The organism is Nostoc sp. FACHB-888 (genome assembly GCF_014696655.1).
Taxonomy (GTDB): Bacteria; Cyanobacteriota; Cyanobacteriia; order Cyanobacteriales; family Nostocaceae; genus Nostoc.
The window spans coordinates 1-16,240 of sequence record NZ_JACJQM010000056.1 but is presented as its reverse complement, the minus strand read 5'-3'; the positions used below and the strand labels follow the sequence as shown (position 1 = coordinate 16,240).

The 16,240-nt window shown below is 42.0% G+C and carries 14 protein-coding genes; 8 read left to right on the top strand and 6 right to left on the bottom strand.

The window, feature by feature from the left end:
- Positions 1-56: 56 nt before the first annotated feature.
- The 3 genes from H6G26_RS25755 to thrB form a co-directional block, all read right to left on the bottom strand.
- Positions 57-1,670 carry an NAD(P)H-quinone oxidoreductase subunit 4 gene (locus H6G26_RS25755; protein WP_190732507.1) on the bottom strand — a complete coding sequence of 538 codons (1,614 nt, stop codon included), beginning with the start codon at positions 1,668-1,670 and terminating at the stop codon, positions 57-59.
- 592 nt (positions 1,671-2,262) lie between these two features.
- Positions 2,263-2,772, bottom strand: a complete 510-nt coding sequence (locus tag H6G26_RS25750) for a hypothetical protein (RefSeq protein ID WP_190732505.1) — start codon at positions 2,770-2,772, stop codon at positions 2,263-2,265.
- Positions 2,773-2,814: 42 nt separating this feature from the next.
- Positions 2,815-3,729 (bottom strand): homoserine kinase, encoded by a 915-nt coding sequence (thrB, locus tag H6G26_RS25745; protein WP_190732503.1) that lies wholly within the window; start codon positions 3,727-3,729, stop codon positions 2,815-2,817.
- A 190-nt stretch (positions 3,730-3,919) separates the two neighbouring features.
- Between thrB and H6G26_RS25740 the strand changes: the two genes are divergently transcribed.
- On the top strand, positions 3,920-4,333 hold the full coding sequence (locus H6G26_RS25740; RefSeq protein ID WP_190732501.1) for a VOC family protein: 414 nt from the start codon (positions 3,920-3,922) through the stop codon (positions 4,331-4,333).
- A gap of 19 nt (positions 4,334-4,352) precedes the next feature.
- Entirely contained in the window at positions 4,353-5,165 is an 813-nt protein-coding gene (locus H6G26_RS25735) for a MerR family transcriptional regulator (protein WP_190732498.1), read from the top strand.
- Between the two features lie 131 nt (positions 5,166-5,296).
- Here the strand turns inward: H6G26_RS25735 and H6G26_RS25730 are convergent, their stop codons facing one another.
- Positions 5,297-6,985 (bottom strand): NAD(P)H-quinone oxidoreductase subunit 4, encoded by a 1,689-nt coding sequence (locus H6G26_RS25730; RefSeq protein ID WP_190732496.1) that lies wholly within the window; start codon positions 6,983-6,985, stop codon positions 5,297-5,299.
- 178 nt (positions 6,986-7,163) lie between these two features.
- Positions 7,164-7,883: a response regulator transcription factor gene (locus H6G26_RS25725; RefSeq protein ID WP_190732494.1), complete on the bottom strand. Its 720-nt coding sequence runs from the start codon at positions 7,881-7,883 to the stop codon at positions 7,164-7,166.
- 579 nt (positions 7,884-8,462) lie between these two features.
- Between H6G26_RS25725 and H6G26_RS25720 the strand changes: the two genes are divergently transcribed.
- The gene (locus H6G26_RS25720; RefSeq protein WP_190732492.1) at positions 8,463-9,557 is read left to right on the top strand and encodes a hybrid sensor histidine kinase/response regulator; all 1,095 of its coding nucleotides are present in this window, start codon (positions 8,463-8,465) and stop codon (positions 9,555-9,557) included.
- A 375-nt stretch (positions 9,558-9,932) separates the two neighbouring features.
- Here the strand turns inward: H6G26_RS25720 and H6G26_RS25715 are convergent, their stop codons facing one another.
- Positions 9,933-10,115, bottom strand: a complete 183-nt coding sequence (locus H6G26_RS25715; RefSeq protein WP_190732491.1) for a CsbD family protein — start codon at positions 10,113-10,115, stop codon at positions 9,933-9,935.
- A gap of 443 nt (positions 10,116-10,558) precedes the next feature.
- Here H6G26_RS25715 and H6G26_RS25710 point away from each other — a divergent pair, with 443 nt between their 5' ends.
- From H6G26_RS25710 to H6G26_RS25690, 5 genes are all read left to right on the top strand, one after another.
- Entirely contained in the window at positions 10,559-11,182 is a 624-nt protein-coding gene (locus tag H6G26_RS25710; protein ID WP_190732489.1) for an SMI1/KNR4 family protein, read from the top strand.
- A 97-nt stretch (positions 11,183-11,279) separates the two neighbouring features.
- Positions 11,280-12,920: a hypothetical protein gene (locus tag H6G26_RS25705; RefSeq protein ID WP_190732487.1), complete on the top strand. Its 1,641-nt coding sequence runs from the start codon at positions 11,280-11,282 to the stop codon at positions 12,918-12,920.
- Positions 12,921-13,433: 513 nt separating this feature from the next.
- Complete coding sequence (locus tag H6G26_RS25700) at positions 13,434-13,760, top strand: RNA-binding protein (protein ID WP_190732485.1); 327 nt, start codon at positions 13,434-13,436, stop codon at positions 13,758-13,760.
- Between the two features lie 120 nt (positions 13,761-13,880).
- The gene (gene rpsU, locus H6G26_RS25695) at positions 13,881-14,069 is read left to right on the top strand and encodes a 30S ribosomal protein S21 (RefSeq protein WP_012407716.1); all 189 of its coding nucleotides are present in this window, start codon (positions 13,881-13,883) and stop codon (positions 14,067-14,069) included.
- Between the two features lie 260 nt (positions 14,070-14,329).
- Positions 14,330-16,090, top strand: a complete 1,761-nt coding sequence (locus H6G26_RS25690; RefSeq protein ID WP_190732483.1) for a serine/threonine-protein kinase — start codon at positions 14,330-14,332, stop codon at positions 16,088-16,090.
- Positions 16,091-16,240 lie beyond the last annotated feature (150 nt).

Here is a 16,240-nt window from a genome sequence, read left to right as displayed (position 1 = left end):
CTTTATTGCCCTAATAATTTAGAATTTACTTGCAGCCCCCTTAATGGGAAGTTAATTTACTCAGAAATATTAATTGAATTTTCAACTTGAGAAGTAGCCAGCGTTGGTGCTGTAAAAATCCGCGAGTACAGATTTGATGGTTGCTGATGAGCAACGACTGGTAGAACTTCACGAGCATGGGCGGCTAATTCTACTGCCTTCACATCATAAGTCTGCGTTGCTAACTTTGGATAAAACCCAATACCGATGATTGGCAGCAACAAACAAGCGGTAATAAATATTTCGCGGGGTTTGACATCAGATATTACAGCATCCAAGTGCAACTCTTGACTTTGCTCACCGTAGAACACTTGACGCAGCATCGACAGTAAATAAATCGGTGTCAAAATCACGCCAACTGCTGACAGCAACACAACTACAATCTTGAAGCTAGAACTGTAAACATCACTGGTGGCGATACCGAGAAATACCATCAACTCACCCACAAAACCACTCATTCCGGGTAAAGCGAGAGAAGCCATTGAACCGATGGTAAACAGAGCAAAGGTTTTGGGCATTACCTTAGCCATACCGCCCATTTTATCCATCATCAAGGTGTGGGTGCGATCGTAAGTCACGCCAGATAGGAAGAACAAGCTAGCAGCAATCAAGCCGTGGGAAACCATCTGTAGCACTGCACCACTAATACCCAGTTCTGTGTAAGAGGCAATCCCAATCAGCACAAACCCCATGTGGGCAATTGAAGAGTAAGCCAAGCGGCGTTTGAGATTGGTTTGAGCAAAGGCACAGCAAGCACCGTAGACAATGTTAACCACACCCAAAATTGCCAGCACTGGGGCAAAAGTCACATGAGCATTGGGCAACATTTCTACATTGAAGCGGATGAGAGCATAACCACCCATTTTTAACAACACACCAGCCAAAATCATCGAACCGGGTGCTGATGCTTCACCGTGGGCATCAGGTAGCCAAGTATGTAAAGGGAAAATCGGCAGTTTTACACCGAAGGCAATTAAGAAACCTGCATAAACCAACAATTCCAAGGTTTTAGGGTATTCTTTCATTCCCAGAGTCGCCATGTCGAAGGTAACGGTATCTCCAGAGAATGCCATTGCAAAACCGGCAATCAAGATAAATATTGATGCGGCGGCGGTGTAAAGAATGAACTTGGTAGCCGCATAACGGCGGTTTTGTCCTCCCCAGATGGAAATCAGCAGGTAAACTGGCACTAATTCGATTTCCCACATTAGGAAGAACAGCAGCAAATCTTGGGCGACAAATACGCCAAGTTGGGCGCTGTACATCGCTAACATCAAACCATAAAATAATCGCGGCTTGGTGGTAACTTTCCAAGCCGCGAATATTGCGAGGGTATTTATTAAGCCTGTTAGAAGCAGTAAGGGCATCGATAAGCCATCAACCCCCACAGCCCAATGCAAACCTAACTGCGGTATCCAAGGATAGTTTTCTACAAATTGGAGTGTTGAACTCTGAAAGTCGTATTTATACCAAAAGGCATAAATCATCAGTGCAAAGTCGGCGATCGCAACTCCCAGACCATACCACCGGACAGTTCTACCTTCTTTGTCTGGGATTAGGGGAATGGCTAAGGCAGCCACCAAGGGTAAGAGGATTATGGCTGTTAGCCAGGGAAATTCAATAGCATTCATCACTTCTGACAATCAATTTGCCTTTTCGCTTTCGATTTTATTATATTAAGGAATCCATACTTTTGTAAATATTCTTTAACTCGAAAAGAGTAAATCTTAACTATTGACAAGAATATATACTCATCAAATGTCAAATTATCAGGATAGATAAGAATAAATACTTATTGGATTTTGCCGATTCCATTCTAAATGTAAACTTTTGCAACGTCAACAAAAAACGGCAGCTAAAGCCACCGTTACAAAAGCATCATATTCGCTAGCCCAATTGTCAGGGCTATTTAGTCTACGCTTCTAAGTTGAGTTATAGCCCTAACCTCCAGCCCCTTCCCTATAAGGCTACGGTGTACACACAATTGTTCTAGAGTTACCCCACAGGCTTTGATCCCCCCAACCCCCCTTAAAAAGGGGGGCAAAAATCTCTCAAAGTCCCCCAATTTATCGGGGATTTAGGGGGGATCAATACACATTTTGCACCCAGCAAAAAGATGTGTGTACACCGTAGCCCTATAAGGGAAGGGGAGTAAGATTCAAAGCCTCTCTCCTCCTAGGAAAGAGGAATGGAAGTGAGGTCAAAAGTATTTGGAGCTGACCATTAAACAATACGGTTGACAATTGTCCACACTTCCCCATCAGAGCGGACATAAGGGACGGAGATTGTCTTGAACCCAGTAATGAAGGGCTTGTAATAAATCCGCCAATACATTGGACTTAGTTCATTGGCACAACGTTTAAGGAGACGGACTTCTGTCGCCAGTTCACTTGCTAGTTGATTAATGCGTTGAGCATGAACCTGTGCCACTTCTTTGGCTTCTTCTAGCTCTTGCTGTTGGATAAGTTCTTTTGATGCAACTTGCGATCGCACTAACTTACCTTGTTTTTGTTTTATCTGGCCTTCCAAGGCTGCGATCGCCGCATCAATGCCTTGGAGTTCAACTGATAATTGGGCATTTTCCCTAGCTTGACGGCGATACGCTTCCACCATTGCCTGGGGTGAATCATTCTCGCCAGAGATTACATTATTAATGGTGAGTGCAGCGCGTTCTTCTAGGAGAATCTGAATTTGAGAGTTAAGCGCCGCCATTTCAGCCTGAATTTGCTCCATAAATCGAGTTTTAAGTGCTGAGTAAAATAGTTATCGGATTTTTTAAAAGCTTTTTGCGCCTTGGGTATCGAGAGAAAGCGATCGCACCTCGGCTGTAATTCCTTCTTCTTGCCAAGCAGCTAACACCGCCGCCTCCACAGCCTCTGAGTGTAATTTATCTGCCAAAGCTAACAGTGTCGGCCCCGCACCACTAATCACCATACCATAAGCACCAGCACTAACGGCTGCGATGTTGAGAGCATCATAACCAGGAATCAAAGCTTTGCGATAAGGCTGATGCAACTTATCTTGCAAAGCTGTCTTTAACCATTGTCCGTTACCAGTTTCCAAGCCGCGCAACAATAAGCCCAAATGTGCTGTATTGAAAATTGCATCCGCGCGACTCACTTCAGTTGGAAGAACGCCCCGCGCCTCGGAAGTGGAAAGTTCAAAATTAGGAATAGCTATAACTGGTACAACATCTTTATGCCAGGGAACATCACAAATTTCCCAAGCTGCGCCACTGGTAGCAGCCAGACGACATCCTCCCAACAAAGCTGGAACTACATTATCAGGATGTCCTTCCATTGCGATCGCTAACTCCATCACCTGTGACTGAGAAAGAGTTGCACCCTCAAGTTGATTAGCAGCAACCAACCCACCAACAATTGCTGTTGCCGAACTACCCAAACCTCTCGCCAGTGGGACACCTAACTTAATCTCTATCTTCACAGTTGGCGGTGTTTGCTCTATATGTTGATAGAACTTGACAAACGCTTGGTAGAGGAGATTGCTTTCATCGGTTTGGACTCGTTCAGCTTCCGTACCCGTGACATGAATAGTTAACCCACCTTCTTGTAGGCGAGTGAACTTGAATTCGTTGTACAACTTTAATGCTGCACCGATGCAATCAAAACCAGGCCCCAAGTTAGCAGTTGTGGCAGGAACAGTAACAGTGATGGCAGAAACAACAGACATTGGTAAAACTCAGTAATCATCAACTAGCATCTCATGGAATAGGAATTCGTAATTAAGAAAGTTGTATTTGCTGGTAACCAATGTTGTGGTTTTTACAACTGCTTTTCCAATCGCTTTAAATATCGCTCTTGACTCTACCCTTACGGGATAGTGTTTAGTTTAAAAAGCTAATGATATCAGGCAAAAAATTATGAAATTGGGAGCTATCAATCACATAGCGCTAACTGTATCCAATTTGAAGCGTTCTGAGGCTTTTTACAATACTCTACTTGGATTCTTGGGTTATGAACAAGGAGAAAAAACAGAGCATTTAATACTCTGGGCAAGCTTTAATGGTGTGATCACCATTTCCCTAGCAAATCCGCGATCGCTCAATAAAAATCATGATCGCTATTCTCCTGGATTACATCATCTAGCTTTTAGTGCAGATAGTCGAGAAGAAGTGGATCGGCTTTACCAAAATCTGATGGAGTGGGGAGTAGAGATTTTAGATCCTCCTGCTGAATACGATTATTTGCCGAGTTACTATGCTTTCTACTTTTTAGACCCAGATGGCATTAAGCTCGAATTAACACACACTCCTAATTGGCCGCCTGAGTTGTAGTCAGCAAGGAGCAAGAAAAATGCTAAAAATCGGCGACTTTTCCAAACTTAGCCTGGTGACAGTGAAAGCACTACGCCTTTATGACCAACTAGGATTGCTTAAACCAGCCCACATAGACAACTTTACAGGTTATCGCTACTATTCGGCGAACCAATTGCCAAGACTAAATCGCATATTAGCACTCAAAGACTTGGGTTTTTCTCTAGAGCAAATTGCCAAGTTACTAGAAGATAATCTGCCATCAGATCAAATTCGCGGAATGCTGCGACTCAAGCAAGCAGAGCTTCAGCGGTTAGTTGAGGAAGAACAGGCAAGGTTGTTAAGAGTCGAATTGCGACTCAAGCAAATTGAACAGGATGATACTATGCCCAACTATGAAGTTGTTTTGAAAAAAGTTGATCCGATCAAAGTAGTATCGATTAGAGAAATATTACCAGATTACCCAAGTGTCGGAAGTCTTTACGATGAGTTATTAGGATATCTCAAGCAACAAGGAGCCAAAGAAGGAAGTTACTGCGCGGGGATTTGGCACGATCCAGGATACAAAGAGTCTGATGTCGATGGTGAAGCTGTGCTTTCAATTGAGAGTTCAGTACAAGGCAATGAACGGATAAAAGTATATGAATTACCAGGCTGGGAAACAATTGCTTGCTTAGTTCACAACGGTAGTTACAAGACTATTAACCAAGCTTATGCTGCCCTAGTATCTTGGATTGAAGCTAACGGCTATAAAATTATCGCCCCTAACCGTGAAGTTTATATAATTGGTGGCAACCAGCAAGATAACGATACGTATGTAACAGAGGTGCAGTTTCCAGTTTCCAAAGCTTGATGCATAAATATTAATTTATGGCTTAGAGATAAACACTGTATATGAATAAGTGTTTATCTCTAGTCATATTGCCATAAGTTCCTGAAGTGAGCGATCGCTCTTTTCCACAGAAGAAATAGATTTCGAGAAGATTACTTCAAAGTTCCCAGAACGGGCGCTACCTCAACCTCGGAAACTTGCGGAACCAACAAACCCTTAGCATAAATCTGGGGATTTGTTTGCGAGACTATGGCATAAGACTGGCGAATATTAGCATTGACTGCAACAGTCTTCGCATCGTACATTTGCATCGCCATCTTGGGATAGAAACCAATGCCAATAATCATCAGCAGGAAACAAGCAGCGATAAACACCTCACGGGGTCTAGCATCTTCGTAGACTGCTTCCTCTGGTACGAGGCAATCTGTACCAAAACAAACCGTTCCCTCATCTTCCTGATTTTCCAAACCGGAATTATTAATGTCGCATAGGAGTGCTGCATCTTTACCATAAAATACCTCTCGCAGCATGGAAAGTAGATATATAGGTGTAAGGATGACTCCAACTGCGGCGAGAAAAACCGTAACGGTGCAGAAAGTTGAACTGTAAACGTCACTGCTTGTCATACCAACGAATACTGAGAGTTCGCCGGCAAAGCCACTCATGCCGGGAAGTGCTAGGGATGCCATTGCTCCGATTGTAAACAGGGCAAAGACTTTGGGCATGGCTTGACCGATACCGCCCATATCTTTCATTACCATTGTGTGGGTGCGATCGTAAGTAACGCCGGCTAAGAAGAACAGCACCGATGCAATCAAACCATGCGAGAGCATTTGCAACATCGCGCCGTTGATTCCCAAATCAGTGAAGGACGCAATCCCAAGCAGCACAAATCCCATGTGAGAAATCGACGAATAAGCCAAACGCCGCTTCATATTCGTCTGAGCAAAAGAGTTTAATGCACCATAGATGATGTTGACAACACCCAGAATGGCTAAAACAGGCGCAAAGTAAATATGTGCATCGGGAAGCAACTCAAGATTCAGGCGAATCAGCCCGTATCCGCCCATCTTCAGCAATACACCAGCTAAAATCATCGACACAGGAGAGGATGCTTCGCCGTGGGCATCAGGCAACCAAGTATGCATCGGGAAAACAGCAAGCTTGACACCAAATGCAATCAACAGCCCTGCATAAAGTAGCAGTTGTAGAGCAACGGGATATTCCTTCTTGGCGAGGGCGGTGATATCAAATGTCATATCACCACCGCCGTATAGTCCCATTGCCAGGGCTGCCACCAAAATAAATATAGAAGCAGCTGCGGTATATAACAAAAATTTCGTAGCTGCATAACGCCGTCTTTGCCCACCCCAAATGCAGACTAGTAGGTAGACGGGGATTAGCTCTACTTCCCACATAATGAAAAATAGCAGCAAGTCTTGGGCAACGAACACCCCAACCTGTGCAGAATACAGCACCAGCATTAAGAAATAGAAGAGGCGCGGACGGTGATTAACTTGCCAAGCTGAAAAAATCGAGAGTGTGGTGACAAATCCCGCTAGAAGCACAAGTGGCGCTGAAAGCCCATCAACTGATACCGCCCAGTTAAGACCCAACTGAGGCATCCAGGCATAATTTTCTACCATTTGAAAACTAGCACTGCTGGCATCGTAATGCTTCCAAAAGGCGTAGCACATCAATGCAAAGTCCGCAATACCTACACCCAGTGCATACCACCGCACGCGCTTGCCATCTTTATCAGGCAGCACAGGGATAAGCAGGGAAGCAACGAGTGGCAGCAAAACAATCGCGGTAAGCCAGGGAAATTGATCCGCTATCATGTATATGAGAAAAAATACTTATTTGGGATGATGTCATTGTACTAAACTTTGTAACAATTTCTTCATAAGTATTTGTCCCAGTTAACCATAAATATTTGTCCCAGTTAACCGCTTTGACTCAAAGACAATTGACTTGAAAATAACGACTGGGGACTGGGGAAGAAAGATTTTTAGTTGCTTACGGTACTAATCCAGCCCGCAAGGCACGGACGGCAGCCTGTGTCCGGTCAGCAACACAGAGTTTATTGAGAATACCTCGAACATGAGTTTTTACAGTACCGACTGTTAGATAGAGCCTTTTAGCAATTTCTGCATTGTCACACCCAGCGACAATCAACTCTAAAACATCCATCTCCCTATGAGTTAAAGGATAGCTGACTATACTTTTCTCAGTATCTGGATCAATACCTTCAATCAAAACTCTTTTCCCAGATGCGCCTCTGCTGCCATCGGGGAAATCTTGACGTATTTGCTGTAGTACAAGGTCTGCGATCGCAGGATCGATCCATGAGCTACCTGCAAAGGTCATTCGCACAGCCTCAACTAGTCTCTCAGTTTCAATATCCTTCATGCAATAAGAATCTGCACCTGCTGCAAATGCTGCTAAAACTGCCTGTTCGCTATTTTGCATGGTTAAAATTAGCAGCTTTGTAGTATAATCTTCATTCTCTGCTTGATATTGCCTAAATGTGCGTGTTAGCTCAATACCATCCATGTCAGGCAAACCAATGTCAATAGTGGCAACATCAGGCTTGAGAGTTTTCAGAAGGTTGATGCCGTCGGCTGCATTAGCTGCTTCACCAACAATGTTAAACTCTGGCTGGGTTTGTAGGGCAGCCCGTAAGCCAATTCTTGTAAGGTTGTGATCTTCAATCACGAGGATCTTGATTTCATTCATAGTTGCTTAACTTTACTGCTATCTATCTAAAGTACAGATTAAAATAATCTCGTTCTTTTATTCGGGATCTTATACAAAAAGCAATGCAGTTGGTATTGTTACCCGAACTTCATCTACCATTAGACATAAATAACCTTATCTCGGAAGTTTTTTTAAAGCAAGAGTTTCGATATGACAAGAATAAATTAATTAAAAAATATTTTTATACATTAATCTCAGGATAGGTATTTCATAGTAAACAATTTTTCATTGAAAATCCGGTAGCAAGTAAGAGTCGGGAACCATTAATAGTTGCTCTTATAGTGGCTACGATGATGTATATAAAAGGGACTAAACTATCTTACCCTTAGACCCAGACACAGATATTGTTTAGATAATCAGACGGCTAAGATATTTACAAAAACAATTTATTTAATACATAGATTAAATAATACATTAGTGCAATTACTTAAATTTTTAAGGTGTAAATTCAGAAAACTTTAAAGGAAAATGTGAATCCTTAATAATCTCAATGCCGATAAAGTAAGCTATTACTAGATTTGCGAGGGATAACCAAGCACTTCTTTTTTTTATTTAGCCATGTCTTTAACTAAAACTGTCAAAAAAGATAAAATTCTCGCTGTCGATGATGTTTTTGACAATCTACTGGTCTTAGAAGCAGTCCTAGAAGATGAGGACTATGAAATTAGCTTGGTGGAAGATAGCAAAATAGCTCTGGCTATGGTTGAGGAATCACCGCCAGACTTAATTCTCTTAGATGTGATGATGCCAGAGATAGATGGATATGAATTTACTCGACGCATCCGGCAGAATCCGGCGTTGCCATTTATCCCGATTCTGCTGCTCACGGCTCACTATCAGTCTAGCGTTGTGGAAGGACTTGATGCTGGTGCAGATGACTTTATTCGTAAACCATTCGATCCTGATGAACTACATGCACGAGTGCGATCGCTCCTGCGCCTCAAACATAGCATCGACGAACGAGATCAGATGGCTAACCTGCGGGCAGATTTTGTCTCTCGTTTTACTCACGATTTACGCATCCCCCTGGTAGCCTCCAACCGCGTATTAAAATTATTGCTAGAAGGCAGGTTTTGCGATGTTTCGCCACAATTGCAAGAAATAATTAATACCATGATTGGCAGTAATCAAGACCTGCTGGAAATGGTAAATACTTTACTAGAAGTTTATCGTCATGAAGCAGGTTATAAAACCTTAAAAATTTCTCCCTGCAATATTCAGGAATTAGTTGCTGAAGTTTCTCAAGAATTAACTCCTTTAGCCGAAGAAAAAGGATTAACTGTAAATACTGATCTAGGTGAAACGGCAAGCACCGTCATGGGCGATCGCGTAGAACTGCGGCGAGTTTTGACAAATATTATTGGCAATGCCATCAAATTTACAGACAAAGGTTCTGTAGATATTCACTGCTATTCTACTCCGGTAGCTGTGACTATTGATATCCAAGATACAGGGCCGGGAATTTCTAAACAAGACCAAGCAATATTATTCGAGCGATTTCGCCAGGGTAAACACCAGCGTTCTGGTAGCGGTTTGGGACTATATCTATCTCGCTGCATTATCGAAGCACATCAAGGCACAATCGATGTAACATCTGAACCAGGCAAGGGTAGTACATTCACTATCCGTCTACCTGTAGCAGGCGAAAACTAAAATTAGGAATTCATCAGAAAACCCAATCTGGGCTAAAATTCTCCCTTGTGAAACTAAATTTAGCGCCATCTGTGTATGTTTAATATTCTTTTTTGAAGTTAATCCTAATGCACATTTATGTGCCTTTAGTATAACAAATAGGTTTTTGCAATCAAAAATAGTGTTCACAGGCAAGATCCGTGAACACTAAGATAGAAAACTAAGATATGGAAGGAAGCAGACAAAAATAAATATTTTTACCGATCAATTTCTGGAACAATATTGGGACGGTATTAGCACAATCCTACAACCCAAGGTAATACATAGATTTGAAAAAGGGAGAAGGCTGAGTAAATAATTATTTTACTTACACCTTCTTCCTAAATAAAGTTCAGTTTAGTCTAAAGTCTTTTTAACTTCATCTTTGATATTCTCAGCAGTGTGGCGGACTTGAGCTTCAGCTTGTTTAGCTTTACCTTCAGCCTTATCTTTAGGATCGCCAGTTACTTCACCAACTGTCTCTTGGACTTTACCTTCGACATTTTTAGCAAAAGCTTTTGCTCTATCTTCGATACTCATATTCTTTCTTCCTAAGTATGTTAATTGTTGATTAGTTTTTTGTTGCTCGCTTGAAAAGCGTTGCAATGTTTATAGATTACTTTTAGGCAAGTTTTAATTCTTCTATCTAACGATGTTTTTATGAAGAATATTTGTATCCGTTGTACATAACTATTTAAAGGTTAAATTCATCTTGAGAATTCAACTAATACCCAAAAGAGAGAAAGGTAGCATTATATTGTTCAGTCTTAAGACAACATAATTTATAACTTCAGGTAGATAGTGATGCTGATAAACCGCAACTTGGCTTATCACAACTGGATATAGTAAATATGTCAACAGTGTGCGGAGGCTTTCAGCTTGGTGGTAGATAGTGCAATATTAGTGAGCCTGTGTATTCAATCCTGGGTAAATGAGATGCTTTAAAATACTTTCGTCTTTAATCACTAAATGAGGTTAGTTAAATGTCTGAACTTACGGATGAACTTCAATATATTTTAAATTGGTTAAAATCTACCAATCATGATTTCTTTGATTGTTACAATCCAGGTTTAACTCGGCAGCAGATTGACGAAATTACTAAGGATTTACCATTCAGGTTATCCGAAGAAGTATACGAACTTTATCAATGGCGCAATGGAACCGCCGATCTTGGTTATAACAATGGCTATCTACCACTCTATTTTTTGTTTCCTGAGCAATTAAGAGCCGATGTCATTTGTTCTTTTTGTTCCTTACAAGATTCAATTGATATTTACAAAACTATAGGAAAAGCTACTAACTATGATGATGCATATTGGAACCAAAAATGGTTTCCTATAGGTGACTATGAGGGCAAAAGAAGTCTTTATATAGTTGGCGATCTGAATCCATCTCCGGTTTATCTTTGGGATGTTGGTTGCCTTGAGGATTCAGTAAGAATATATAAAAATCTTATCAGTATGATATCTGTAATTGCAGAGTGTTGTGAGTTTGGTTTATATCAACTCATACCAGATGAAAATGGAGAGGAAGATGACATGATAATCCGAATAGATAAAGAAAAGCTAGAACTTGAAAAAGAGATATATCGAAAATATAACTCATAATTAAAAAAAATATTAAGTTGGATAAAAACAAATTGCTTCTTGAGTAAAGCTGTGATATTTAAATTTTAATAAAAAAAGAGTTTGAATAAAAAGAATAATGAAGTACTTATTTATAATTTGGGTGCTTATACTCTCTTTAGTCGCTTCTAGTGCGGCGATCGCTGACGACAAGCCGCTTCATGTCTACACTCAAGCAATACAGCCCTATAGTTTAATATCTGGAGTTGGGACAATCCACCATCCAGTTTCCACTTCTAATCCCCAAGCGCAAGAGTTTTTCGATCAGGGATTAAATTTGATTTACGCTTTTAATCATGATGAGGCGGTGCGTTCTTTTCAACACGCTGCCAAACTCGATCCACATTTGGCGATCGCATATTGGGGTATCGCTCTAGCTCTAGGCCCTAATATTAACTTAGCAATCGACCCCAACCGAGAATTAGCTGCTTACCAAGCAGTACAGCAAGCTTTAGCACTTTCCACCCAAGCATCTGCCCAAGAACGAGACTACATTACCGTTTTAGCAAAACGTTACTCCCAAGATCCTGATGCAGATTTGTTTCAACTAGCGCTTTGCTACGCAAAAGCAATGGCAACCCTAGTCAAGCGCTATCCAGATGATTTGGATGCGGCGACGCTTTACGCTGAAAGTTTGATGGATTTGCATCCTTGGCAGCACTGGACTAAAGATGGCAAGCCACAGCCAGATACAGAAGAAATTGTAGCTATTTTAGAATCTGTTCTCAAACGTAACCCGAATCATACCGGAGCTAATCATTACTATATTCATGCAGTGGAAGCCTCACTTTCCCCAGAACGGGCCCTTGTGAGTGCCAAAATACTAGGAACCCTAGCACCAACAGCCGGACACTTGGTACACATGCCAAGTCATATTTATTTTCGTGTAGGAGATTATGAAGGGGCAATGCAGGCAAACGAGCAGGCGATCGCACAAGATGATATTTACATCAAAAAATATCAAGTCCAGGGCACTTACGCCATGATGTACTACAACCACAACATACATTTTCTCATGGTGGCCAGTAGCATGGCAGGAAAATATAAAGATGCTCTCCAAGCCGCAGAGACGTTAGTCGCAAATGCTACTGCAATTGACCCGTATGCACCAATGCTTGAGGGATTTTTGGGCAGCAAAATGCTGATTCAGACACGCTTTAGTGATTGGGATGCCATCTTAAAAACTCCCGGCCCTGATGCTAAATTGCCTACTACCACAGCACTTTGGCATTTTGCTCACGGTATGGCAAGCGCAGCCACAGGCAAACTTGAAGATGCAGCAAGTGAAAGTCGGGCATTACTTGCCGCTAAACAGGGAATTTCCAGCGAAGCAACCATTGGCTTCAGTCCCGCCAGTCGCATTTTAGACATTGCTTCAGAAGTTCTAAACGCCAAAATTGCTAGAGAAAAGCATGATTATGAATCTGCTATTCAGTTGCTAGAAAAAGCTGTAGTAGCAGAAGATGCCCTCGATTACGTGGAACCACCAGACTGGTATCTTCCCACGCGGGAATCTTTGGGAAGTGTGCTTTTGGCTAAGGGTGACTATGTACAGGCTGAGAAAGTCTTTCGTGCTGATCTAGAAAAGTATCCCCATAATGGGCGCTCTCTATTTGGCTTACAGGCAAGTTTGCAGGCACTGGGTAAAGATGAGGCTGCTAAAGTTGTCAAAGCCGAATTGGAAACAGCTTGGAAAGGTGATAAGCTGTTACGCATTTAACTTGAGCATTTACATGAAGGCTGATGACTGATGACCGTTAACCGTCAACAGTTACAGTTAACGACCGTAAAGAGTGTTTATACAATTTAGGCGCACATCAGCTTAATAAGCAACTTGACATAACCAAAATGTATTAAACCTCTTACGTAAATCAAAAATAAAGAACCCCCTTTCCTCCCCCACCTCCCCCACCTCCCCTGCTTCCCCTGCTTCCCCTGCCTCCCCTGCTCACTTTATTTGTTGCCTGACTTTGCCTTTCATATTAAAATTTGGGAGTAATACTTTGTGGTTAATGCAGTCAAACGTTCAATTCGGATATTAAAGCATCACTGCTTAATTATCTGTTAACTATTTACAGGATGCAGAGAGTTGGCTCATATGTCATCCTAGATTAGGAGAGTTAATTTAGTGATGTCTTTGGTTTTAGTATTGAAAGGCTTTTTTCCTTTTAGTATTTACAGACTAATCAGAGAAATTAAAATCTCTACACAGTGATGATTTTGGAGAGAATCGATGTCAATTTATGTAGGTAACCTCTCGTATGACGTTACACAAGAAGATTTAAGTGGTATTTTTGCAGAATATGGTACTGTAAAGCGAGTTCAAGTACCTACTGACCGTGAAACAGGTCGTCCACGAGGCTTTGCTTTTGTGGAAATGGGAACTGAAGCGGAAGAAACAGCTGCTATTGAAGCTCTCGATGGTGCTGAGTGGATGGGTCGTGACCTGAAAGTGAATAAGGCTAAACCCAAGGAAGATAGAGGTGATAGAGGTTCCTTTGGTGGTGGAAACCGAGGAGGATACGGCGGTGGCGGTGGCGGACGCGGCGGACGCTACTAACCTTGGAAACAAAACAAATTTACCAAGAGTCTTAAGGTCAGACAAACAACAGTCTGTCTTTTTTTTGTAACGTGACTGCCTGCATACTTATTGATGAAGTCAACTTAGTTAGGAGAAATAATGACCCAAGTAATTGTCGGTGACAATGAACACATTGAATCAGCCTTACGACGATTTAAGCGAGAAGTTTCCAAGGCTGGAATTTTTCCAGACATGAGAAAGCATCGTCATTTTGAAACACCCTTAGAAAAACGCAAGCGCAAAGAAGTTGCCAAGCACAGACAAAGTAAGAGAAGTTTTCGTAACTAAGGGCTGACATAAATATAAAGCAATAGACTTGGGTTAGTGATATTTCGTCTCGGAAGATCCCCCCAACCCCCTTTAAAAGGGGGCTTAATCCCCACCATTTTAAGGAGGATTAGGGAGGATAAAGCCTTAATCCAAGCAGCGTATTCAGATATAAACGAAAACCCTCATAAATTCTATGAGGGTTTTCCTTTTGCCTATTTAAAAAATCAGGAAACCTAAAGAAACGCTAAAATCAAGTCATTCTTTGTATTGTAGCGGTTGTGTCCCACATCACTCAGAGTGCGGTTCACTGCATAAATCCTGATTGTCAACGTCCTTATCCCCAGCCTTGGGGAAACAAATTTTGCAACAGTTGTGGCGCACCGCTAGAGCTGTTAGACCGCTATGTTCCACTTCAGCCTTTGGGATCGGGAGGATTTGCTCAAATTTACACGGTTTGGGATGAAAAAACTCAAACAGAGAAAGTGCTGAAAGTGTTGGTAGAAGATTCACCAAAGGCACTGGAGTTATTTACCCAAGAAGCGGCGGTTTTATCTAGTTTGCAGCACCCAGGTGTCCCCATAGTCGATGCCGAAGGGTATTTTCAGGTACAACTGTTTAACCCCAAGCCGCACCAGCTACCTTGTCTGGTAATGGAAAAAATCAATGGGCGGACTTTAGAGGAGATATTAAAAAAGTTTCCTCAAGGCTGTCCAGAGAGTTTGGTTGTAAACTGGTTTGCCCAAGCTGTAGAGATTTTACAAGAATTACACAAACGTCAGATTCTTCACCGGGATATTAAACCTTCTAATTTAATGCTGGGCAACTCTTCGCCAACTGTAACCCCGCCTCAAGGGCAAATAGAGGGCGATCGCTTGGTACTAATTGATTTTGGCGGGGCAAAACAATTTAGCCCCTCTAAGCTGCGTTCTCAGTCTAGTTCCACGCGATTATTCTCTTCTGGCTACAGTCCACCAGAACAAGTGACTGGAGGTATTGTCGGGCCAAGTGCCGATTTTTATGCACTTGGTCGAACGATGATTGAATTACTCACAGGTAAATACCCGCTAGAGCTAGAAGATCAGCAAACGGGAAAATTGAAGTGGCGAAATACGGTAAATGTCAATCCCCAATTGGCAGATTTGCTGGATGAGATGGTGCAAGAGGATGTGCGATCGCGTCCAGCAAATGCAGCTATGATTCAAAAACGTTTGGCGAAGATTTCTCAACCATTACCGCCGCCAGGATTATTTGCCCAACTACGAAACAAGGGGAAGCTTGCTTCAACGCAAGTTTCTCAGAGATATACACAGTTAATACAAGCTATTAAACAAGGTTTAGCTAACTTTAGCCAAGCTGTAACTAAAACCGTTACTTTCATCGCTCAGGCAATCATCAAAATTTTGCAAGCTTGTTTGGCGACGATTTGGGCGATGATCTTGGCTTATGTTGGCGCTTGTTTTGGTGCGATCGCAGGTTTTATTTTGGCATATCGCACAAGTTTGGGTCGTCAGATTGTGGAATTTATTGGGAGTCAGCTAAACCAATTAGTGCCAAATACTCAACCCGTTTTCGGGACAGATATTTTGGTGTACGTCGCAGCAGGCTGGGGAACCGCTTGGGGACTGACAGTATCCGGGTGTTTTGGTCAACGGCGGCGCTTTTTAGTAGCGTCGCTGATGGGCATAATTAGCTATGGCTTCGGCTGGTTGATTTTGCAATTAATCACACCAAAAGATAGCGGTGAGGGCTTAGTAGCAGTAATTTTAGTGGCAGTTTGCCTACTCACCTTGAGTTTAGGTCTTCGTAGCCATCACATAGTGTACGCTGTCTTCGCTGCCTTTGGTAGTGCGATCGCCTATGCAGTTATGATTCTTTTGAGGTTAGCACCTCCGATCTTCCAATTCTCTAGTCAACCAGGCTGGTCAGAGTTGCAGTTACCTCTGATTTTTTTTGGTTCTGTGGGCATCTTTATCAGCTTTTGGTTAGCAGTGACTTACTACCTAATTGTCCCTGGATTGCGGTTTTTAGGATGGCGATAAAAGAGATATGCAATATGCTGTGGGTTGTGAGCCTCCCACCATATTGCATTAGACCTCTTGCAAAATTACTTTTATGTTATAGTCAAGGGTTTGCATTTTGGAATTGCTAAATTTAACTCATAGTTATAAATTGCTGCTAGTAAGTTACAA

Coding starts and splice junctions, on each gene's coding strand:
- thrB (WP_190732503.1), bottom strand. CDS start 3,729: ATGTCTGTTGTTTCTGCCATCACTGTTACTGTTCCTGCCACAACTGCT.
- H6G26_RS25740 (WP_190732501.1), top strand. CDS start 3,920: ATGAAATTGGGAGCTATCAATCACATAGCGCTAACTGTATCCAATTTG.
- H6G26_RS25755 (WP_190732507.1), bottom strand. CDS start 1,670: ATGAATGCTATTGAATTTCCCTGGCTAACAGCCATAATCCTCTTACCC.
- H6G26_RS25705 (WP_190732487.1), top strand. CDS start 11,280: ATGAAGTACTTATTTATAATTTGGGTGCTTATACTCTCTTTAGTCGCT.
- H6G26_RS25720 (WP_190732492.1), top strand. CDS start 8,463: ATGTCTTTAACTAAAACTGTCAAAAAAGATAAAATTCTCGCTGTCGAT.
- H6G26_RS25730 (WP_190732496.1), bottom strand. CDS start 6,985: ATGATAGCGGATCAATTTCCCTGGCTTACCGCGATTGTTTTGCTGCCA.
- H6G26_RS25725 (WP_190732494.1), bottom strand. CDS start 7,883: ATGAATGAAATCAAGATCCTCGTGATTGAAGATCACAACCTTACAAGA.
- H6G26_RS25710 (WP_190732489.1), top strand. CDS start 10,559: ATGTCTGAACTTACGGATGAACTTCAATATATTTTAAATTGGTTAAAA.
- H6G26_RS25735 (WP_190732498.1), top strand. CDS start 4,353: ATGCTAAAAATCGGCGACTTTTCCAAACTTAGCCTGGTGACAGTGAAA.
- rpsU (WP_012407716.1), top strand. CDS start 13,881: ATGACCCAAGTAATTGTCGGTGACAATGAACACATTGAATCAGCCTTA.
- H6G26_RS25700 (WP_190732485.1), top strand. CDS start 13,434: ATGTCAATTTATGTAGGTAACCTCTCGTATGACGTTACACAAGAAGAT.
- H6G26_RS25750 (WP_190732505.1), bottom strand. CDS start 2,772: ATGGAGCAAATTCAGGCTGAAATGGCGGCGCTTAACTCTCAAATTCAG.
- H6G26_RS25715 (WP_190732491.1), bottom strand. CDS start 10,115: ATGAGTATCGAAGATAGAGCAAAAGCTTTTGCTAAAAATGTCGAAGGT.